19 protein-coding genes and 1 pseudogene are annotated in these 19247 nt (G+C 67.2%); 8 read left to right on the forward strand and 12 right to left on the reverse strand.

All coding sequences use genetic code 11. The features are described from left to right. Window positions 1–152 precede the first annotated feature (152 nt). From NS6_RS06175 to NS6_RS06185, 3 genes are read right to left on the reverse strand one after another with little or no spacing between them, the layout of a single operon-like run. A complete protein-coding gene (locus NS6_RS06175; RefSeq protein ID WP_068037455.1) occupies window positions 153–1280 on the reverse strand; it encodes a thiolase family protein in 1128 nt (375 codons plus the stop codon). Continuing rightward, entirely contained in the window at window positions 1277–2398 is a 1122-nt protein-coding gene (locus NS6_RS06180) for a class I adenylate-forming enzyme family protein (protein WP_068037458.1), read from the reverse strand. Before NS6_RS06180 ends, NS6_RS06175 begins: the two co-directional genes overlap by 4 nt. After that, the gene (locus NS6_RS06185) at window positions 2391–2975 is read right to left on the reverse strand and encodes a biotin transporter BioY (RefSeq protein WP_068037461.1); all 585 of its coding nucleotides are present in this window, start codon (window positions 2973–2975) and stop codon (window positions 2391–2393) included. The genes NS6_RS06180 and NS6_RS06185 overlap by 8 nt, the downstream gene beginning before the upstream one ends. Window positions 2976–3432: 457 nt before the next feature. On the opposite strand from NS6_RS06185, the gene NS6_RS06190 reads away from it, so the two are divergent. Continuing rightward, window positions 3433–5766, forward strand: coding sequence for a molybdopterin-dependent oxidoreductase (locus NS6_RS06190; RefSeq protein ID WP_068038138.1), 2334 nt, complete (start codon window positions 3433–3435; stop codon window positions 5764–5766). A 48-nt stretch (window positions 5767–5814) separates the two neighbouring features. Here the strand turns inward: NS6_RS06190 and NS6_RS06195 are convergent, their stop codons facing one another. From NS6_RS06195 to NS6_RS06205, 3 genes are all read right to left on the reverse strand, one after another. After that, complete coding sequence (locus NS6_RS06195; protein WP_068037464.1) at window positions 5815–7179, reverse strand: MFS transporter; 1365 nt, start codon at window positions 7177–7179, stop codon at window positions 5815–5817. Between the two features lie 88 nt (window positions 7180–7267). Beyond that, window positions 7268–8182 carry an NAD-dependent epimerase/dehydratase family protein gene (locus NS6_RS06200; protein ID WP_068037466.1) on the reverse strand — a complete coding sequence of 305 codons (915 nt, stop codon included), beginning with the start codon at window positions 8180–8182 and terminating at the stop codon, window positions 7268–7270. A gap of 26 nt (window positions 8183–8208) precedes the next feature. Continuing rightward, window positions 8209–9024 carry an SDR family NAD(P)-dependent oxidoreductase gene (locus tag NS6_RS06205; protein WP_068038141.1) on the reverse strand — a complete coding sequence of 272 codons (816 nt, stop codon included), beginning with the start codon at window positions 9022–9024 and terminating at the stop codon, window positions 8209–8211. A 163-nt stretch (window positions 9025–9187) separates the two neighbouring features. Between NS6_RS06205 and NS6_RS06210 the strand changes: the two genes are divergently transcribed. Continuing rightward, window positions 9188–9940: an IclR family transcriptional regulator gene (locus NS6_RS06210; protein ID WP_068037468.1), complete on the forward strand. Its 753-nt coding sequence runs from the start codon at window positions 9188–9190 to the stop codon at window positions 9938–9940. Between the two features lie 52 nt (window positions 9941–9992). Here NS6_RS06210 and NS6_RS06215 read toward each other — a convergent pair whose 3' ends face one another. Genes NS6_RS06215 through NS6_RS06225 form a run of 3 tightly spaced genes read right to left on the reverse strand, consistent with a single transcriptional unit; the run spans window position 9993 to window position 12279 of the window. Beyond that, window positions 9993–10472: a MaoC family dehydratase gene (locus tag NS6_RS06215; RefSeq protein ID WP_068037470.1), complete on the reverse strand. Its 480-nt coding sequence runs from the start codon at window positions 10470–10472 to the stop codon at window positions 9993–9995. Next, the gene (gene couO / locus NS6_RS06220) at window positions 10469–11371 is read right to left on the reverse strand and encodes a 4-hydroxyphenyl-beta-ketoacyl-CoA hydrolase (RefSeq protein WP_068037472.1); all 903 of its coding nucleotides are present in this window, start codon (window positions 11369–11371) and stop codon (window positions 10469–10471) included. Before couO ends, NS6_RS06215 begins: the two co-directional genes overlap by 4 nt. Beyond that, entirely contained in the window at window positions 11368–12279 is a 912-nt protein-coding gene (locus NS6_RS06225; protein ID WP_068037477.1) for an SDR family oxidoreductase, read from the reverse strand. Before NS6_RS06225 ends, couO begins: the two co-directional genes overlap by 4 nt. A gap of 125 nt (window positions 12280–12404) precedes the next feature. On the opposite strand from NS6_RS06225, the gene NS6_RS06230 reads away from it, so the two are divergent. The 5 genes and pseudogenes from NS6_RS06230 to NS6_RS06245 all read left to right on the forward strand — a co-directional run bounded on the left by NS6_RS06230 (window position 12405) and on the right by NS6_RS06245 (window position 15802). Next, window positions 12405–12851 (forward strand): MarR family winged helix-turn-helix transcriptional regulator, encoded by a 447-nt coding sequence (locus NS6_RS06230; protein ID WP_245669142.1) that lies wholly within the window; start codon window positions 12405–12407, stop codon window positions 12849–12851. A 293-nt stretch (window positions 12852–13144) separates the two neighbouring features. Beyond that, on the forward strand, window positions 13145–13384 hold the full coding sequence (locus tag NS6_RS36160) for a hypothetical protein (protein WP_281211397.1): 240 nt from the start codon (window positions 13145–13147) through the stop codon (window positions 13382–13384). After that, a pseudogene (locus NS6_RS36165) lies at window positions 13293–13487 on the forward strand (acyl-CoA dehydrogenase family protein); the annotation flags it as partial. The gene NS6_RS36160 and the pseudogene NS6_RS36165, both read left to right, overlap by 92 nt. A gap of 42 nt (window positions 13488–13529) precedes the next feature. After that, window positions 13530–15056, forward strand: a complete 1527-nt coding sequence (locus NS6_RS06240; RefSeq protein WP_068037484.1) for an acyl-CoA synthetase — start codon at window positions 13530–13532, stop codon at window positions 15054–15056. 167 nt (window positions 15057–15223) lie between these two features. Further along, on the forward strand, window positions 15224–15802 hold the full coding sequence (locus tag NS6_RS06245) for an SDR family NAD(P)-dependent oxidoreductase (protein WP_068037490.1): 579 nt from the start codon (window positions 15224–15226) through the stop codon (window positions 15800–15802). On the opposite strand, the gene NS6_RS06250 is transcribed toward NS6_RS06245, so the two are convergent. Next, window positions 15710–16705: a D-alanyl-D-alanine carboxypeptidase family protein gene (locus NS6_RS06250; RefSeq protein ID WP_245669143.1), complete on the reverse strand. Its 996-nt coding sequence runs from the start codon at window positions 16703–16705 to the stop codon at window positions 15710–15712. The two genes, NS6_RS06245 and NS6_RS06250, sit on opposite strands and share 93 nt — an antisense overlap. A 58-nt stretch (window positions 16706–16763) precedes the next feature. Between NS6_RS06250 and NS6_RS06255 the strand changes: the two genes are divergently transcribed. Further along, entirely contained in the window at window positions 16764–17546 is a 783-nt protein-coding gene (locus NS6_RS06255; RefSeq protein WP_068038151.1) for a GTP pyrophosphokinase, read from the forward strand. 97 nt (window positions 17547–17643) lie between these two features. On the opposite strand, the gene NS6_RS06260 is transcribed toward NS6_RS06255, so the two are convergent. Together NS6_RS06260 and NS6_RS06265 are read right to left on the reverse strand one after the other, a co-directional pair. After that, window positions 17644–17841, reverse strand: coding sequence for a ferredoxin (locus NS6_RS06260; RefSeq protein WP_068037492.1), 198 nt, complete (start codon window positions 17839–17841; stop codon window positions 17644–17646). Between the two features lie 5 nt (window positions 17842–17846). Continuing rightward, on the reverse strand, window positions 17847–19049 hold the full coding sequence (locus tag NS6_RS06265) for a cytochrome P450 (RefSeq protein ID WP_068037495.1): 1203 nt from the start codon (window positions 19047–19049) through the stop codon (window positions 17847–17849). Window positions 19050–19247: the final 198 nt, after the last annotated feature.

Here is a 19247-nt window from a genome sequence, read left to right on the forward strand (position 1 = left end):
GAGCGAGGGTACTCCGTGGTCACGCTCCGACTCCTTTTCCGGCTCGCTCGCGCTCCGACCCGCGGACGGCCCACGGTCACGCTCCACTACCCGCCCACGATCGCCGGGCACTTCGCGGTCGCGCTGCACTATTGCTTTCGGACCCGACTCGTTCACGCCGCGCGTTCCACCAGCATCGCGACCCCCTGCCCGCCTCCGATGGCGCATGCGGCGAGGCCGAGCTCCGGACCGTCCGGACGCAGCATGCGGCTCGCCAGCCGCACCAGCAGGACCGCGCCCGAAGCGCCCCACGGATGCCCCATAGCGATCGCGCCACCGTCCGGGCAGATCAGCGATTCGTCGAGACCCAGCTCGTCCGATACCGCCAGCACCACCGAGGCGAAAGCCTCGGTGATCTCGACTACCCCGATATCGGATACCGTCCGGCCGGCCCGGCGCAGGACCGCGCGGATCGCCGGCACCGGGCCGAGGCCGGGTAGCGCCGGATCACCGGCGGCGACAGCGGTGGCCACGATCCGCAGCGCCGGGAGCCCGGCCGCCTCGTGCGCAGTGGTCACCGCGACCACGGCCGCGCCGTCGGAGATACCGCAGGAGTTTCCGGCGGTCGCGGTGCCGTCGGCGCCGAAACCAGGACGGAGCCGGGCGAGGCGCGCGGTGGTCATCCCGGCGCGAATCCGCTCGTCTCGGTGCACCCCGGCCACCGGCACGATTTCCGGGGTGAAATCCGCGGCCGCGGCCAGTGTGTGCGATCGGGCCGCGTATTCGTCCTGGCGTTCCCGCGAAATTCCCCGCCGCCGGGCGAGATCATCGGCGGCGACACCCATATCGGGATCCGGGAAACCGGCCGGTGCGAAAGGCGCCCGGGTGTAGCGGACCGGGTCGGCGCCGGCTACCGGCGGCCAGAATCGCCAGGGTGCGGTACTGGCCGATTCGGCGCCACCGGCAAGGATGAGCCGGTCGGCTCCGCTGCGGATCCGCAGCGCCGCCTGAATCACCGCGTCCAGCCCCGAACCGCACTGCCGGTCGACGGTCACTCCGGGCACCTGCGGGCCGAGGCCCGCTCGAAGTGCCGCGACGCGCGCCGGGTCGCCACCAGGGCCCAGGCAGTTACCGAGGACGACATCGTCGATCGGGAGGTCCACACCCGCGTCACGCAGCGCGCCGGCCACGGAGGCGAGCACCGGCGCCGCCAGATCGGTGACGGTGAGATCGGCGAACCCGTGACCGGCCGTGCCGATGGGGGTGCGCCGGGCGGCGACGAAAACGGGGTCGAGGTTCATACGAGCAAGTCTTTCAACCGGCCGCGGGCGATCTTCCCGGCGGCCGTGGTGGGCATTTCCCGGACCGGTACCCAGCGTCGCGGCATCGCTTCCTTGGTGAGCAGTCCGCGGGCCCGCAGCCGGACCTCGTCGATCTCGGCGCCATCCAACAGGACTGCCGCGGTGACGGTTTCGCCGAAAACCGCATGTGGGCTGCCGATCACGGCCGCCACCGCGACGCCGTCGATACCGCCCAGCACTCGCTCCACATCCTCCGCGACGACCGTGGTGCCCCCGACATTGATCACTGCCTCCCCGCGGCCGTACACCCGTAATTCACCGTCGGCGCCGAGTTCGGCGATATCGCCGACGCAGAACCACTCCGGTGCGCCGAGCACGGTGTACGGGGACCGCACGTGCAGCACCCCGTCGCGAATCCGCGTCTGCACCGAGGGCAGCACGCGCAGTGGTGCGGGAACCTCACGAGCCGCGACGAGCGACACTTCGGAGGCACCGTAGTACTCGACGACACGCAAATGGCGGACGGCGGCCAGCGCACCCGGATCGGCCGCGATACCGGCCACGATCGCGGTCCGCAGCCGCGGCGCCCGGGGCACCAGCTCACGCAGAACCGAGGGAACGGCGTGTACAGCGGTGGCCCGCGACGGGTCGTCGGTGACGCAGGCGCCGCACCACAGGGCGTGCAGGGCGCCGAACAGATGCATGGTCGCGTGCAGCGGGCCGGTGAGCAGCACGTGGTCGTGCGGGGTCACCCGGGTGATCTCGGTGAAAACCGGGAAGCTGTCGTACCAGGAGGCGGCAGTACGGGCCAGCGGCCGTGGCCGGCCGGTGGAGCCGGAGGTGGCTACCAGCAGGAATGCCTCGGAAGGCCAGGCGGATCGGTCCGGCCGGGCGGCCGGATCCTCGACGGCGACCGGTACTTCGAGCCGCGCAGCCGCGCAGATACAGATGAGAGCGTCGGCAACCGGCAACGTGGAGGCGTCGTAACCACGCGGCCCCGGTGGGTGCCGGTCGATCCAGTGATCGACGGCGCGGTCGAGTTCGGCGTAGGTGAGGGTGCGGCCGTCGAGATCGAGCGCGGGCGCCGTGGCGCCACCGCCGAGTTCGCGGCTATCCACGGATCAAACCCGGGTAGGCACGGTGCACACCTTTGGCCACGACTGTGGCGACAACCACTTTCAGCAGGTCGCCGGGCAGGAAGACACCGTTGGCCTGGATCGCGGCGAGTACTCCGAGGTCGGTGCGCAGCAGCAGGCCGAGGGTGCCGAACAGGTAGATGACCGCGATACCGCCGACCGCGTTGATCACCAGCGCGAGGACCAGCGAGTACCTGGGCACGATCCGCGCCGTGAGCAGACCGATGACCAGGGCCGCCGGTATCCAGCCGACCAGGTAGCCGGCGCTCGGGCCGGCGAGCGCCGTCAGGCCCGTGCGCCCGCCGGACAGCAGCGGCAGGCCGATGATCGTCAGCGCGATGAACACCGCGACCGCCGCGGTGCCCTTACGCGCTCCCAGCACGGCGGGAGCCAGGATCACGCCGAGGGTCTGCACGGTGATCGGCACCCCGCTGAAGCCGACGGTGATCGCGCCCGGCAGGCCCAGTGCGGCAATGAGCGCGGCGAATACCGCGATCTGCGCCATATCCCGCGCTGTGGTGCGAGTCTTCGGCGCCCGCGCGTCCTCGACACCGTTCATGACGCCATCCTTCGCAACAACCGAGCTTGAACGTCGTTCAAGATAGCAACGCGCCCGCGCCACCGCGGACACGACCCCGTCCTCGGCATCCACATGAGCGCTCATTGCGCCACCGGCGGGCGGCGGCATGCGCGCCGGCGGCGGGGATGGCGCAATCACCCGGCCTCCGCGAGGATCATCGGACCGCACACGCTCCCGAACCGACTACCGCGCGCAGTTCCGCTGAGCCGGCACGCCGAAACCGGCGAGAAGCGGCAAGTGGTGCGCGTAGTGGACAAGTCCACGCACTACCCGCGGGGACCTGCGATTTCGGGGCACCTACGCACAGCTTCCGGGGGCGCGGGCACACTGGAGAACCGAGACGCGCCGGGCCCCGAGAGGGACCGGACGTGGCAGACGGCGACCACGGCTCCGGAAACCTTCACCGAAGGACCGGCGGGCGCCGGAAAGGATGACGATGACGCGGGCCCGGCCCACCGCCACCCACTGGGGGAACTACCTCGTCGACACCGCCGCCGACGGAACGCTCTCGGTGACACCGCACGGCGACGACCCGCACCCCTCCCCCATCGGGCGCTCGCTGACCGCGCTGCACGATCCTGCCCACCGTATCGCCCGACCGGCAATACGCCTCGGCTATTACCGTGACCGCGCCGCTGCCGACCCCACGCTCCGCGGCCGGGAGCCCTTTGTCGAGGTCGACTGGAACACGGCGCTCGATATCGCCGCCGACGCACTGCGCACAGCCCGCGCGACCGCCGGGAACCGCGCCATCTACGGCGGTTCCTACGGGTGGGCCGGCGCCGGGCGATTCCACCACGCCCAAGGGCAGGTCCACCGCTTCCTGCAACTTTTCGGGGGTTACACGGCTTCGGTGGATACCTATTCCTTCGCGGCGGCCGAGGTGCTCATTCCGCACGTACTCGGTATGAACGCCTACGTCGCCGCCCGGCAGGCGCCCAGTACCGAAGAGATCACCCGGCACTGCGCCCGCATCGTATTCTTCGGCGGCGCCCCGCAACGCAACACCCAGGTCAATCCCGGTGGTGTCGGGGCACATCCAGGACCCGGCAGGCTCACCGCGTTGCGCGGAGCCGGTATCGATTTCATCCATATCGGGCCGGTTCGCGACGACTGCGATCCCGCGCTCGACGCTCGCTGGATACCGTGCCGCCCGCACAGCGACGCCGCGATCATGCTCGCCCTGCTGCACACCCTCATCACCGAGGGACTGCACGACCACGCATTCCTCGACCGCTACACCACCGGTTTCGACCGGCTCGCCGAGTACGTCACCGGCCGCGGCGACGGCGTACCCAAATCACCGGAATGGGCCGCGGAGCTCGCCGAGATCCCGGCGGACGAGATCCGCGCGCTGGCCCGGCTCATGGCACGCGAACGCTGCCTGATCGGGCTGCCGTACGCGCTGCAGCGCGCCGAGCACGGCGAGCAGAGTTATTGGGCCGCTTGGGCGCTCGCGGCCGCGTTGGGTCATATCGGCCTGCCGGGCGGCGGCGTGCTCATGGGCACGGGGATCGGGATGACCAACAACATGCAGCGCCGCTATCTGCCCTTCGAGATCGGTGGGTTGCCGCAGCCGGGAAACCCGGTGGCCGAGTTCGTTCCGGTGGCCCGGCTCACCGAGATGCTGGAACGGCCCGGCGGCACGGTCGACTACAACGGGCGGGTTCTCACCTATCCGCCGATCGACCTGATCTATTGGGCCGGCGGTAATCCGTTCCACCACCATCAGGACCTCAACCGGCTGCGGCGGGCATGGTCGCGGCCGCGCACCGTGATCGTCAACGAGATCAGCTGGACCGCGACCGCCCGGCTGGCCGATATCGTCCTGCCCACCACCGCGGGCGCCGAACGGGAGGATTTCGCCGGTGGACGCACCGATCACTGGCTGACACCCATGCGCCGGGCCCTCGAACCATACGGGCAGGCACGGGACGATTACGCGATCTTCGCCGGTCTTGCCGAACGACTCGGCTTCGCGGAGCGTTTCACCGAGGGACGTACCGCGCGCCAGTGGGTGGAGCAGCTGTGGCGTACCACCGTGGATAATGCCGCGGCCGCCGGTATCCGATTACCCGAGTACGCGGATTTCCGCGCCGGCGCGCCCCTCGACCTGCGGCCGCAGCTACCGGAGTCCCCCCACACCCTCGAACAGTTCCGCGACGACCCGCAGCGGCACCCGCTGCGGACTCCGTCGGGCCGGATCGAATTATTCTCCCGGACCATCGCCGAATTCGGCTATCCAGACTGCCCGGGCCACCCCGCGTGGTTCCCGCCGCGAGAATGGCTCGGCAGCCCGGCGGCACAACGTTTCCCGCTGCATCTGCTCTCCCACCAACCCGCGACCCGCCTGCACAGCCAGCTCGATCACGGCGTCATCAGCCGGGAAGCCAAGATTCGCGGGCGCGAACCGTTGCGGATGAATCCTGCCGACGCCGCCACGCGTGGCCTGCGCGACGGCGATATCGCCCGGGTCCACAACGATCGAGGCGCCCTGCTCGCCGGCGTCCGGATCAGTGATGCGGTACGGCCCGGCGTGATGCACATGGCAACCGGCGCCTGGTACGACCCGCTGAACCCCTCCGACCCCGAATCGCTCGATGTGCACGGCAATCCGAATTCGGTCACCAATGATATCGGCACCAGTTCGCTGGCTCAGGGCCCCTCCGCGAACAGCTGTCTGGTGGAGGCCGAACGCTACGACGGTGAACTCCCCCCGTTGTCGGTAGGCACACCGCCACCGCTGGTGGACGCCGGCTCGATCCGGTGATCGCCCGCCGGCGTCCGCTCCCGGCGCTCACGGCACCGGCGCAGCTGTCTACCCGCGAACGAACTCCGCGGTCAGATCACGCCCGCGGGTTTCGGCCATCCGCCAGATCGCCGTAGCCGTGACAAGTGCGGTGACCCCGATGATGGCACTGAGCGGCAGACTGGAGCCACCCGTCGAGGCGACGAAACTGCTCGCGATCAGCGGACCGAACCCGGCCCCGATCAGGCTGGCCATCTGATAGCCCAGCGATACACCGGTGTACCGCATCTCGGTACCGAACATCTCCGCCAGCAGTGGCGCCAGCGGGGCGTACATGAGGTTCTGAACCACCTGTGCGATCAGCAGGCCGACGGTCATCAAAAGGACCGAACCGGTGTCCACCATGACATACAGCGGGAGCGCGAAAACCACGGCGCCGACGGCGCCGGCCATGGTGACGGCCCGGCGCCCCAGCCGGTCCGACAACGCCGAGAACAGCGGAATGCAGACCAGCGATACCACCGACATCGCGACCAGCGTGCGCATCACCTCGGATTTGTCGTAGCCGGTATCGGTGGCGTAGGCGATGATGTGCGAGGTGGTGAGCGCTGTCAGCGCGAACGGCCCGATTCCGGCGGCACACGCCAGGATGAGCGGACGCGGATTGCGCAGCAGTTGGACCAGGGGTGTTGCGGCCTTCGGTTCGGACTCGGATTCGGCCTGTTCCAGGGCCTCCCGGAAGACCGGACTTTCCACCACACCCAAGCGCACATACAGGCCGACGACCACCAGCAAACCGCTGAGCAGGAAGGGCAGGCGCCAGCCCCAGGAGTACAGGCTCTCGTCCGGGAGCATGGTCACCACCATGACCACCACGGTGGAGAGCAAGAAGCCGATCGGGGAGCCGAGTTGCATGATCCCCGCCCATTTACCGCGGCGGTCCTTGTCGGCGTGCTCGATCACCATGAGCGCCGCACCGCCCCATTCGCCGCCGATCGCGATGCCCTGGATGAGACGGAGCGCGACCAGCAGGATCGGAGCCAGCACACCGATCGACCCGTAATCGGGGAGCAGGCCGATGACGAAGCTGGCGCCGCCCATCATCACCATGGTCACGATCAGCATCGATTTCCGCCCGAGTCGATCGCCGAAATGACCGAACAGGACGCCGCCGATGGGCCGGGCCGCGTAACCGGCGGCCAGAGTGCCGAACGCGGCGATGGTGGAGGCGGCCGAGTTCGACGACGGGAAGAACAGCTTGCCGAAGACCAGGGCGGCCATGGTGCTGTAGAGGAGGAAGTCGTAGTACTCGAGGACGGTGCCGAGCAGGCTCGACAGCGCGACCTTACGCAACTGCGTGTTGTCGCTCGCCGCACCCGGCGTTCCGGCGGCCGACGGGGATTCGGCTCTCGGCGGTTGTTTCTCTGTGTACATGGGGGCTCCAGCGTCGGTGATCAAGCCTCGGCGCGGACCGGGCTACGGGATCGTCTCGCCGTAGCCCACCGCACGGAAATCGGAGGGTTCAGTGCGCGGCCGTGACGACCACGTCGATGAGCGCCGCGACGGCACGCGCGCAGTCGTTGCGGGAATAACCCAGCCGCCGCACCTCACCGGCATCCGGTTCGTATGCCAGTGTGTTGCCGCGACCTTGGATGATGGCCGCGTCCGGCAGCAGCGGATGCTGTTCGTCGCGTTCGGTGATTTCCCGCGCGCCGCCGGCGGCGTCGACCATCATCTGGAAGAACTGCCGGTACGAGAGGTTCTGGTCGCCGATGAGATACGCCGCACCGGACTCACCGTCGAGCAGAGCACCGCGGATCGCCTGTGCAAGTGAGGCGGCGGACATGTAGTTGGTACCGCCGACGGGAGCGAAATCTGGGATATCGGGCTCGTTTCCGGCCGCCCACGAGACCATCCGCCGATAACGACGGGCCGAGGCTCCGGATACGGCCCCGATGATCGAGGGCGGATTGAGCGTGCACACCCTGAACGATTCGTCCGCGAGCGCGCGCGCACCCTCGTCGGCCGCCTTCCGGGCCGCGATGTACGGGTTGTTGTCCGCGAGATCCGGTCGCAGCTGGTGGTAGTAGCTGCCTACCTGCACGAAACAGCCCACGCCGGCCTCTTTGGCGAGTTCGGCGAACCGCGGCACACCCACAATCTGGGTATCCGCCCAGAATTGCGCTGGGTCGTCATCCGCCTTTTTGTGCCGCACATCCTGACCGGCGGAGAAGACGATGCCGTCGAACTGCGACAGTTGTTCCCGGGTGAAGGTGGGAACGGTGTAATCGCCTGTGAGCAGTGGAAAGCCGGCGACCGGGGAGCTGGCGGGGATCTCCCCGCGCGCCGCGACGGTGACGTCGTCGCCGTGTTCGCGTAGGTGCAGCGCGGCGTGCGCGCCGATCATGCCGGTGCCGCCGATGATCAGAATCTTCATAACTGAGATGACTTTCGGTCGTCGGGTCAGGGATTACGGGGACGGTTGGTCCAGCCGCCGGAGTGCCGCGGCACCCAGCCACCCGCGGCGTGGGTTCCGCCGTCGACGTGGATGGTGCCGCCGGTGACGAAGCGGGACAGGTCGGAGGCGAGGAACAGTGCGACACCGGCCACATCGTCCGGCCTGCCGGGACCGCCGAGCGGCGACCAGGTCGGCCACAGGTGCCGGTCCTCCTCGGGTACGAGCGCCGCGTAGGGCACCTGGACCGACTCGATGAGGTCCGGGGCGACGGCGTTGACGCGGATTCCGGCGGGACCGATCTCCGCGGCCAGCGACCGGGTGAATCCGGTCAGCGCGGCTTTGTATCCCGAATACACGGCATGGCCGGGGATCGCGCGATGGCCCTCGACCGTGGTGAGGTTGATGATGGAACCGGTGCCGCGCTCGGTCATCCCGGGTAGCAGCGCCTGGGTCAGGCGAAGGACGTGCGCGAAATTGATGTCGTGCAGTTCGTCCCACAACGCGGGCGCGTTGGTAGCGAAGGTATGCGGCGGCTGCAGGTAGTGGCCGACATTGTTGACGAGTATGTGGGGCCGGTGCTCGACGATCCTGGGCGGGCACGGCGAAACCCGCACATCCCATTCCACCTGCGTTATCGAGCCGCCCGCGGCGGCATCGAATTCGACCGAGCCGATCGGCTCGATATCGGCGACCAGGACATCGGCACCGTGCGCGGCGAATGCCCGCGCGACGGCGGCGCCGATACCGGCGGCACCACCGGTGACCACGGCCCGCCGGCCCGCGAGCAGCGCAGCGGGAGTGAATGAGCAGAGTTCGGTCATCCACGGATTACAACCCGCCGGCACCATCGCCGACAGCGGAGTTTCCGGACAGTGGAAAAACTCGTACCAGCCGCATCCGGCGCGACCTATGGTGCGAGGTGGCATCGCGGAGCCCTGACGTGGAGTTATCCCGTCGCGTTGTCCAGATGAGGAAGGAGACCGGATGCGGTCGCAGAATACCGGCGAGACCCCGACCGGAGTCATGCAGCGCGCGGCCTCGATCCTCGATGTGCTCGACGGCGTCGAACCCATGAACCTGTCGCAGATCGTCGCGGCCACCGGGTTACCGCTGTCGTCGGCGCATCGCGCACTGGAACAGCTGGTCGCGTTGCGCTGGGTGCACCGGCACGGCAAGCAATACCAGCTGGGTATGCGCATCATCGAGCTCGGCTCGGCCGCGTCCCAGCAGAACGCGCTGCGTCAGGCCGCGCTCCCCAGCCTGCATTGGTTGCATCGGGTGACGGGCTGCATCGTGCACCTGGGCGTACTCGACGGCGACGAGGTGGTCTATCTGGAGAAAGTCGGCGGGGAACTCGTCGCCGGTATCCGCTCGCGGGTCGGCAGCCGGATGCGCGCGGAAACCTCGGCGATCGGCAAGGCTCTGCTCGCCCTCGACCGGTATGCCCACGACGGCTCACCGGAGATCGACCGGGCCCGGGAACTGCGTATGGTCTACGAGCACGAGCGGTGCATGAAAGGCTTCAGCTGTGTAGCGGCGCCGATCGGGACGATGGGTCACGGGGAGCCGGCCGCCGTGTCGGTTTTCGGTTCGGTAGCCAAGATCCGCGCGGACCAGCGGATACATCTGTCGGTGCAGACCGCGGCCGCCGAGATCGGACGGCGGCTGGACCTGGCGCCGTCCGGGCCGGCACGGCGGCGCACCGCCCGCTACCGGCAGAGCCGATTGGGCGCCTAGCAGGTACGATACTCCGATCCGAGCGGCGGTTTCCGCGTCGGTGATCGGCGACCTATTCGAAGAAGCGGTAGATGGCTTCGGCGATGACGGCGGGCCGCTCGGTGTTCTCGATCTCGATCTTGCCGTCGATGACGACCTGCACACCGTTCTTCGGCAGCGTCTCCACCGATTTCAGACCGGCGTTCAAACGGATGCGGCTACCGGCCGGGACCGGGTTGGTGAAACGGACCTTGTTCAGGCCGTAGTTGACGGCCATGGTGACACTGTCGACCGTGAGGATCTCGTCCCACATCGGGATGATCAGCGACAGTGTCAGGTAGCCGTGCGCAATCGGCCCCCCGAAGGGGCTCTCCGCGGCCGCGCGTTCGGGATCGGTATGGATCCACTGCTGATCGTCGGTGGCGTCGGCAAAGGTCTGGATACGGTTCTGGTCGACGGTGAACCAGGCACTGGTCCCCAGGGAGCTGCCGGCCAGTGCATCCAGCTCACCGAGGTTCGACAGATGGGTGGTGTGGAAATCGACGGCGGTCATTCGTTCTCCTGAGGGGCCAGGCCCAGCACGCGCAGGGCATTGTCTTTGAAAATTTTCGAGGTGACTTCGGGTTTGATGTCGAGCCCGGCAAAATCGGCCATCCACCGGTCGACCTGGATGACAGGGAAGTCCGAGCCGAACAGCACCTTGTCGCGCAGCATCCGGTTCGCCGCGTGCACCAGCTGCGGCGGGAAATACTTCGGCGACCAACCCGACAGGTCGATGTACACATTGGCCTTGTGGGTGGCGATCGCGATCTGGGCGTCGACCCACGGCACCGCCGGATGCGCCATCACCATGGTGAGTTCCGGGAAGTCGGCGGCGACATCGTCGAGGAGCATGGGGTCGGAGTAGCGCAGTTTGATCCCGTGCCCGCCGGGCAGCCCCGACCCGATCCCGGTCTGCCCGGTGTGGAACAGCGCGGGCACGCCGGCCTCGGCGATCACTTCGTAGAGCGGATAGTAGGCGCGGTCGTTCGGGGCGAAACCCTGCAGGCTCGGGTGGAACTTGAAACCCTTGACGCCGTAGTCGTCCACCAGGCGCCGGGCGCGGGAAACGGCAGCCTTACCCTGGATCGGGTCGACAGAGCCGAACGGAATCAGCACATCGTTGTTCTCGGCGGCGTATTCGGCGATCTCCTCCACGGAGTTCACCGGATGCCCGCTGGCCGAGCTCGCGTCGACGGTGAATACCACCGCGGCCATCTTGCGCGCCCGGTAGTGCTCGGCGATGGTCTGGATACTCGGTGTGCGTTCGGCACCCGATTTGAAGTATTTCGCCGAGGCCGCGATCAGCTCGGGATCGAGGGATTTGTGGCCACAGCCGTCGATCTCGACATGGGTGTGGAAATCGATCGCGACGAGTTCGTCGGTCCGGAGCCCGAATTCGTAGCCGCTCATTTTCCGGTCAGCTCCTCGGGGAACTCTTCGCCGACCGATTCGAGGCGACCGGCGAGGGAGTCGTTCCATGTGGCGGCGACATCTTCGGCCGAGAATCCACCGTCGTGGAAGGTTTCCGCAGTGAGCTGCGGGTGGGTCCACAGGGCGAGGCGGTCGCCGCCGACGGAGATCGCCTGGCCGGTGATATCGGCGGCGGCATCGGAGGCGAGGAACGCGATCAGGCCCGCGACATCATCGGGTGTGCCCATCCCCACATCGCGGCGGATGAGGGCCGGGAGTTCGCCGGTCTGCTTCGACTGTTCGATATACGGCTCGAACAGCGGAATCGTCTCGGTCATCGCCGTGACGGCCACCGGACATACGGCATTCACGGTGACGGCGGCGCGCTGTAGCTCCATCGCCCAGGTACGGACCATGCCGACGATTGCGGCTTTCGCGGCCGAGTAGTTGGTCTGGCCGAAATTTCCCCGCTGGCCGGCCGGTGAGCCGATACAGATCACGCGACCGCCCGCACCCTGCTCGCGGAAGCGGACCACGGCTTCGCGCACGCAGGTGAAGGTGCCCTTGAGATGGACATCGATGACGGCGTCGAAGTCCTCGTCCGTCATCTTCCAGAGCACTTTGTCGCGCAGAATTCCGGCGTTGGTGACCATCACGTCCAACCGGCCGTAGTTCTCGACCGCGGCGGCGACGAGCCGGCGGGCGGTATCGGCGGAGCCGACCGGCGCGACGACGGCGACGGCCCGGCCGCCGGCGGATTCGATGGTCGCGACAGCATTTTCCGCAGTTTCGGCGTCGACATCGTTCACCACGACGGCCGCCCCGTGGCGGGCCAGTTCCTTGGCGTAGGCCAGGCCCAGACCCCGTCCGCTTCCGGTGACCACCGCGACCTTGTTGCTCAGGTCCATGAAGGCTCCTCCTGGGATAGATTGTACGTTTGCATGAGAACATACATTATTGACTATCTCAAGTAATAGGCCCCGGCGAATCCTCCTTCTAAGCTGACCGGACCACAGACGAACAGGAGTTGCAGGTGACCACGGAGAAGATGCCGCCGCTGACCGAGGACATCGGATTCCTCCTGTCGCGAACGGCGGCGCTGCTCACCCAGGAGGTGAACCAGGTCCTCGCCCCCGAGGGCCTGCGCGTTCGCAGCTACACCGTGCTCCATCTCGCCTGCGAGAACCCTGCCGGCATCAGCCAGAAAAGCGTGGCCGACGCCAGCGGCATGGACCCGAGCCAGGTCGTCGCATTACTGGACGGCCTGGAGGAACGTGAGCTGGTGCGCAGGCAACCCGATCCCAACGACCGGCGCAGCAAACTACTGGTCGCGACGGACACCGGCCGTGAGCTCTGCCTGCGCGCCCAGGCCTCGGTCCAGCGCGCCCAGGAGGAACATCTACACCCTCTGCCGGCCTGGATGGTCGACGGCCTGCGGGACACACTGCGGAGCATCATCTCCCCCGGCCGAACACCATGACCCGACCGGACACCCACGCGAAGGTAGACAAGAAGATACATTATTGACATTATCAACGTTATGAGTTTTGGTGGTAGGAGCTCCCCGGACGGCACGACATCCCGTTCGTTCGAAAGGACCCGCCGCCATGGCTCTGCCACCCCTGCCCCGCACGGTCTTCGATGACGAACACCGAGACTTCCGCACCATGGTCCCCTCCTTCGCCGAGAAGGAAGTAGCCCCGCACCCTGGCCGCCCGGTCCGACGCGGGCCGGGTCGATCACAGGCTCTTCCGGGAAGCCGGGCGCCTGGGACTGCTCGGCCTGGGTGTCGCCGAACAGTACGGTGGCGGCGGCACCGGCGATTTCCGCTTCGACGCCGTGCTGATCGAAGAGCTGAATCGGGTGGGCGCCCAAGCAGTCACGATGGGGTTGTCGGGTTTCAACGATCGATCCGGTGACCGCCGCCATGGCCAAGTGGTGGACGACCGAATTGCAGTCGCAGGTCGCCGACCGCGCCGTCCAGCTGCACGGCGGCTACGGATTCATGCGTGAATACCCGGTGGCATGCGAGTCCATGGATTCCCGCGCCTGCCGGATCTATGGCGGCACCACCGAAGTCATGAAGGAAATCATCGGACGCGCGCTCGTACAGTAGCGCTCCACGGCGGAACACAAGGCAAGGCAAGGAAGCTGTCGCATGCTCAACCAAGGAATCGGGTCGTGGCCGTACCGGCGGGCCCGGGTGGCGCCGACGAAAACGGCCATGATCTTCCGGGACCGGGAACTGACCTACGCCGAGCTCGATCGCCGGGTCACCGCGCTGGCGAATGCGCTGCGTGCACGGAAAGTCGAAGCCGGTGACCGCGTGGCACTGATCGGCGGTAACCACCCGGCCTATCTCGAAACCCTCTACGCCACCGGCCTCCTCGGCGCCGTTTTCGTTCCGCTGAATGCCCGGCTCACCGCACCCGAAGTGGAGTACGCGCTCATCGATTCCGGCGCGTCGGTGCTCATCCATACCAGCGACCTGGCCGAGGTGGTGGTTCCGGCTGCCGCCGTGGCACAGGTGCCCACCAGGATCGTCGTCGACGGCGGCCCGGACGATCCGGAACTCTCCTACGAGGCGCTGCTCGTCGAGGGCGCGGCGCACGAACGCCCCGATGTCCCGGTCACCTTGGATGATCCCTGTTTCCTGATGTACACCTCGGGCACCACCGGGCGCCCGAAAGGTGTCGTGACGACCCACGGAAACGTCATCTTCACCGCGATGAACGCAGTGATCGACCTGGACCTGCGCACCGCGGATGTCTCCGTGGTGTGCAGCCCTATGTTCCATACCGCCGCGTTGAACATGGTGGCCAACCCCACGATGTTGAAGGGCGGCACAGTTGTCATCGAACCGAAATTCGAGGCCGGCCGCCTACTCGAGGTGATCGAGCGGCATCGAGTCACGTTCATGTTCGCCGTCCCCACTATGTGCGATCTGATGAGCACGCACCCGGATTGGCCGCACCGCGATCTATCCTCGCTACGCTTCGTCAACGTCGCGGCGGCACCTGTTCCGCCTCGGACGCTGCGCACCTTCTCCGAACGCGGGATTCCGATGTGCCAGGGATACGGGCTGACCGAAACGGGCCCCGGCGCGCTGGTCCTGCACGCCCATGAGGTCGAGCGGAAGCTCGGTTCGGCGGGGGTCCCGCATTTCTTCACCGATGTCCGGCTGGTCACCGCGGACGGCCACCCGGCCGGACCGGGGCAAGCGGGGGAAATCCAGATCTCCGGACCCAATGTGACGAGCGAATACTGGCAGCGCCCCGAGGCGACGGCGGACGCGTTCGCCGACGGGCGCTGGTTTCGCTCCGGCGATATCGGGGTGGCCGATGACGAGGGTTTCGTCCGGATCGTCGACCGCCTCAAGGACATGATCATCTCCGGCGGCGAGAACATCTACCCCGCCGAAGTGGAGGCCGCGCTGCTGGAGATGCCGGGGGTGCGCGAATGCGCGGTATTCGGTGCACCGGACGACAAATGGGGCGAGATCGGTGTCGCGGCGATCGTGCAGGACGACGGATTCGAGGGCACCGACGCGGATATCGCCGCCTTCCTGGGTGAGCGGCTGGCCCGCTACAAAATTCCCAAGCGGTATATCTGCCTGCCGGAAATACCGCGCAACGCCACGGGAAAAATTCTCAAACATGAGCTCCGGCGCCAGTTCGTCGATTGAGCGCGCTCGCCCGGTCTCGACGTGACCGTCGGACGGCCTCACCCGGCGGTCGCATCGAGCCGATAGACCTGGGCAGCGATGTCATCAGTTCCCCCGGCGAGGCGCCGCGCACGGCGTATTCGAGTGCGTTCCAAACCGTGACGTAACCCCCTGCCGTCCGAGATATCGTGGAATCCCTCGTATCTCAGGGTGGGCGCGCGGCCGCCATCGAATGCGATGTTGCCGACGAGAACTCCGTGACCACCGCAATGACGACCGCCGCCGCCCGGCCGGGGCAGATCACCGGCTTGTTCGCGAACGCCGCGATCGCCGCCACCGGCCGCCTTCACCTGCTCGACCTCGATGAGTGGGAAAGGGTCCTGCGCATCGACTTGACGGGTGTATTTCTCAGCCTCGAGCACTGCCTGCCCCATATGATCGAGGCCGGCACCGGGTCCATCGTCACGGTGGGGTCGTTGTCATCCGTCGTCGCTGTCACCGGAGGTGGCGCCGCCAGTTACAAGGCGGCCAAAGGCGGTGTGAACATGCTGACCAAATCCGTCGCCGTGGAGTACGCAGGCGCGGTATCCGCGCAAACTGCCTGTGCCCGGGCGCTGTCGAAACCGGTTTCGCCCGATCCGCCGAGCCGACGGCCGGGCCCGGCCACTGCCGGATCAGCCGATCGGCAGCGAGCTGAGGATCGGGAGGAAACCCCAGTCCATGATGCGCCGGGCATCCGCCGTTGCGGCGTCCAGGTCGTGGGGTGAACTGTTCAGGACCACCCCGATCAGCCGCTGGCCGCCCCGAGTCGCCTCGAACAGCAGACAGGTCCCCGCGGCATTCGTGGAGCCGGTCTTGATACCGGCGGTGCCCGGATACTCCTGGAGCAGCCCGTTGGTGTTCTCCCAGACGTGCTGCCGGTTCGCAGGCCCGGCCGGCTGGTGCTGGACCGGTGTCCGGACGATTTCCCGGAACACCGGGTTCCCCATCGCGTGCCTGCCCAGCCGCACCAGTTCTGCGGGCGTGGAGTAGGTGGCGAAATCGTCGGGGACAGGCAATCCGCTGGGGTCGCTGAAATGCGTGTTCGGCATACCCAGCCGGTGCGCGGTGGCGTTCATCCTGGCGACGAAAGCATCCCGGCCGGGTCCGAACGCTTCGGCCAGAGCGTAGGAGGCGTCGCAACCGGACGGCAGCATCATTGCGTACAACAGCTGCCGCGCGGTGAGCACTTCCCCCGGTACCAGGCCCGCGGTACTGCCACCGTGGGCGGCGGCGGAGTCGACGGCCGCGTGCGACACCGTGACCGGACGTTCGAGATCACCCGATTCGAGCACGACCACCGCCGTCATCACCTTGGTGAGACTGGCGATCGGCAGACGGGTATCCGGCTGCCGTGACCACACGATCACACCGGTATTGGCCTCCGCCAGTACCGCGGCCGGCGCCTGTACGCCCTCCGGCTGGAGCGTCAGCGGGAACGGAAGCTGAGCCGAGCCACCCGGTGCAGGGGCGGCCGCGACGGTAGGCGCGAAGACAACGAGCACTCCGGCGACGACCGCCGGCAGCACACGGGCATAGGTTCGCATCGCCATATTCTGGCGTCCGACCTGGTCGAACAGTGGGATATCCGGCCGGAGGCGTCGCGCCCGGTACGGCGCGACCGGGATCATGGTGGATATGGTCACTCGATGTGGCGAGGAAATCGCTGGTGCGGGCACAATGGGCGCAATGAAGCCCTGGCACCCGGACACCACAGCCGTCGACGGTTTCTCCGGTGCGGCGGGGCGGATCGATGTCGAGCATGTCCATGTGCTGCGTGAACAGTTCGTCGACTTCATGCTCGGCTACAAGTTCGCGATCGACGAGATCACGACCAAGATCAATATCCTGCGCGAGGACTTCAACAGCACCCACGAGTACAACCCCATCGAACACGTGCGATCGCGGCTGAAATCGCCCGAAAGCGTGCTGGAAAAAGTGCAGCGCAAAAACTACCCGATGAACCTGGCGGCGATCCGGGAAAATGTTCTCGATATCGCCGGGGTCCGGGTGGTCTGCAGTTTCATCTCCGATATCGCCGCGATCCGGGACAGGCTGGTCGGCCAGGAAGACATCACCGTCCTGGAAGAGCGCGACTACATTGCCCACCGCAAACCGAACGGCTACCAGAGCTTGCACCTGATCGTGTCGATCCCGGTGTTCCGTTCCGCACGGACGGAACGGATACCGGTCGAGATCCAGATCCGCACGATCGCCATGGACTTCTGGGCCAGCCTCGAACACAAGATCTACTACAAGTACCGGGGCGAGGTACCCCCGAACCTCCGCAGCGATCTCGCCCAGGCCGCCGAAGTCGCCACCCAGCTCGACGAGAAGATGGAAGCGCTGCACCACCAGGTGGACCGCACCGCACAGGTCCGCACCAACCCGGCCGATTCCCTGGATCTCAGTGGCCTGTATCGGAGTCTCGCGGCAGATCGTTCCACGCACCTGGGCCCACCCGGGCTGTAGGCCGTTCCCACTGCCCGGTTCGGCCCACGGCCGTATGCCGCCGCACAACAGCGCGGCGTTGCCTATCCGACCCTGGATACCCCCGCGACCGGTTCGGTCAGGAACTGGCGACGAGCTGGATGGCGCCGGCGGGGCATGCCTGTTCGGCCTCGCGAACTCTGTCGTACCGCTCGGGTGACGGATCATCGTCGAGCACCACCGACCTGCCGTCGTCGGCTTGGTCGAACACCTCGGGTTCGGTCAGTACGCACATCCCCGCACCGATACACAACCGGCGGTTCACCACGACCCGCATCGGGCTCACCAGGTGACCGGCAGGCTGTGCACGCCGTAGACATCCGCGCCGTGCCGCAGCGGTACGTCGCCGGGTGCGACTGCGAGGCGGAGCTCCGGAAAACGAGATATCAGTGCGGGCAGGGCTACTCGCATCTCGACGCGGGCGAGCTGCTGCCCCAGGCATTGGTGCTGACCGTGGCCGAAGCCCAGATGGCCGGTGGCGTTGCGGTGGATGTCCAGCGCGGCGGGATCATCGAACCGGCGGGCGTCCCGGTTCGCTGCCTGCAGCGAAAGCGCAACGGTCTCGCCGGCGGCGATCGTCCGGCCGGCCAGCTCGATATCGGCGAGTGCCACACGCGAGTTGGTGTGCACGATGGTCAGGTAGCGCATCAGTTCTTCGACTGCGCGGTCCGCGAGGTCGGGATCGTCGTGCAGTGCGGCGAACTGGTCCGGGTGGGTGAGCAGGGCGAAGGTGCCCAAACCGAGCATGTTCGCGGTGGTGTCCAGGCCGGCGCCGAGGAGAAAGGTGCCGAGTCCGGCGAGTTCGTCGTCGTCGAGGTCTGTCGTGGTCAGGTCGCTGAGCAGATCGTCGGTCGGAGTCGCTCGTTTGGTCGCGACGAGCCCGCGCACATACTCCTCGATCACCGCGAAGGCCGCCAGCCGGTCCATTTGGCTGCTGTCGGCGCTGTTGACGGCGAGCGCATGGTGTTCGAAGGTCTTCCGCTCGGCGAACGGCACCCCGAGCAGCTCACAGATGATCTGCGCCGGGATGGGGTGCGCGAAGTTTTCGACCAGGTCCAGCGGCCCGCCCGAGTCTCCCATCGTGTCCAGGCAGGAATGGGTGATCTCCTCGACGCGGGCGGTGAGCTGCCGCATCCGGCGCACGGTGAACCGGCCGATGAGCAGGCTGCGGTACCGGGTGTGCTGGGGTGCGTCCACACCGAGGAGGTCGCCGATCGGTGCAGGCGACAACGGCCCCAGATCGGCAACCGGGTTGTGCATCAGTTCGTAGCGGGAACTGAACCGGGGATCGGCGAGCACGGCCCGGACTTCGGCATGGCCGGTGGCCAGCCAGCCGTGGTGGCCGTCGGGGAAGGTCCACCGGGCGAGAGGACACTTTTCGCGCTGCTCGGATAGTTCGATCGGGGGGTCGAAGGGGCGTCCCGGTGGTCTGCGAGTGTGCGAAGCCGCTGCGGTGTTCTCGGCTGCTTCCCGAGGCTGTGTCATCGTCGCTCCTTGCCATTTCGTTCAGGTACAAGAAAACGCTATGTTGCATTAAGGACACACTCAACAACAACGGCCCGACAATTGGGTATATACACAGCTCAGACAGGACAAATGTATTGCAATCGCCCTGCCGATTAACGCTCTCACCGGCGAACATTCGTTGCAACTAGCTGCCGATCAACGCTGCATATCGACCGA

This window comes from Nocardia speluncae NBRC 108251, assembly GCF_001613245.1.
GTDB lineage: Bacteria > Actinomycetota > Actinomycetes > Mycobacteriales > Mycobacteriaceae > Nocardia > Nocardia speluncae.

Coding starts and splice junctions, on each gene's coding strand:
- NS6_RS06175 (WP_068037455.1), bottom strand. CDS start 1,280: ATGAACCTCGACCCCGTTTTCGTCGCCGCCCGGCGCACCCCCATCGGC.
- NS6_RS06185 (WP_068037461.1), bottom strand. CDS start 2,975: ATGAACGGTGTCGAGGACGCGCGGGCGCCGAAGACTCGCACCACAGCG.
- NS6_RS06190 (WP_068038138.1), top strand. CDS start 3,433: ATGACGCGGGCCCGGCCCACCGCCACCCACTGGGGGAACTACCTCGTC.
- NS6_RS06195 (WP_068037464.1), bottom strand. CDS start 7,179: ATGTACACAGAGAAACAACCGCCGAGAGCCGAATCCCCGTCGGCCGCC.
- NS6_RS06200 (WP_068037466.1), bottom strand. CDS start 8,182: ATGAAGATTCTGATCATCGGCGGCACCGGCATGATCGGCGCGCACGCC.
- NS6_RS06205 (WP_068038141.1), bottom strand. CDS start 9,024: ATGACCGAACTCTGCTCATTCACTCCCGCTGCGCTGCTCGCGGGCCGG.
- NS6_RS06210 (WP_068037468.1), top strand. CDS start 9,188: ATGCGGTCGCAGAATACCGGCGAGACCCCGACCGGAGTCATGCAGCGC.
- NS6_RS06215 (WP_068037470.1), bottom strand. CDS start 10,472: ATGACCGCCGTCGATTTCCACACCACCCATCTGTCGAACCTCGGTGAG.
- couO (WP_068037472.1), bottom strand. CDS start 11,371: ATGAGCGGCTACGAATTCGGGCTCCGGACCGACGAACTCGTCGCGATC.
- NS6_RS06225 (WP_068037477.1), bottom strand. CDS start 12,279: ATGGACCTGAGCAACAAGGTCGCGGTGGTCACCGGAAGCGGACGGGGT.
- NS6_RS06240 (WP_068037484.1), top strand. CDS start 13,530: ATGCTCAACCAAGGAATCGGGTCGTGGCCGTACCGGCGGGCCCGGGTG.
- NS6_RS06250 (WP_245669143.1), bottom strand. CDS start 16,705: ATGATCCCGGTCGCGCCGTACCGGGCGCGACGCCTCCGGCCGGATATC.
- NS6_RS06255 (WP_068038151.1), top strand. CDS start 16,764: ATGAAGCCCTGGCACCCGGACACCACAGCCGTCGACGGTTTCTCCGGT.
- NS6_RS06260 (WP_068037492.1), bottom strand. CDS start 17,841: ATGCGGGTCGTGGTGAACCGCCGGTTGTGTATCGGTGCGGGGATGTGC.
- NS6_RS06265 (WP_068037495.1), bottom strand. CDS start 19,049: ATGACACAGCCTCGGGAAGCAGCCGAGAACACCGCAGCGGCTTCGCAC.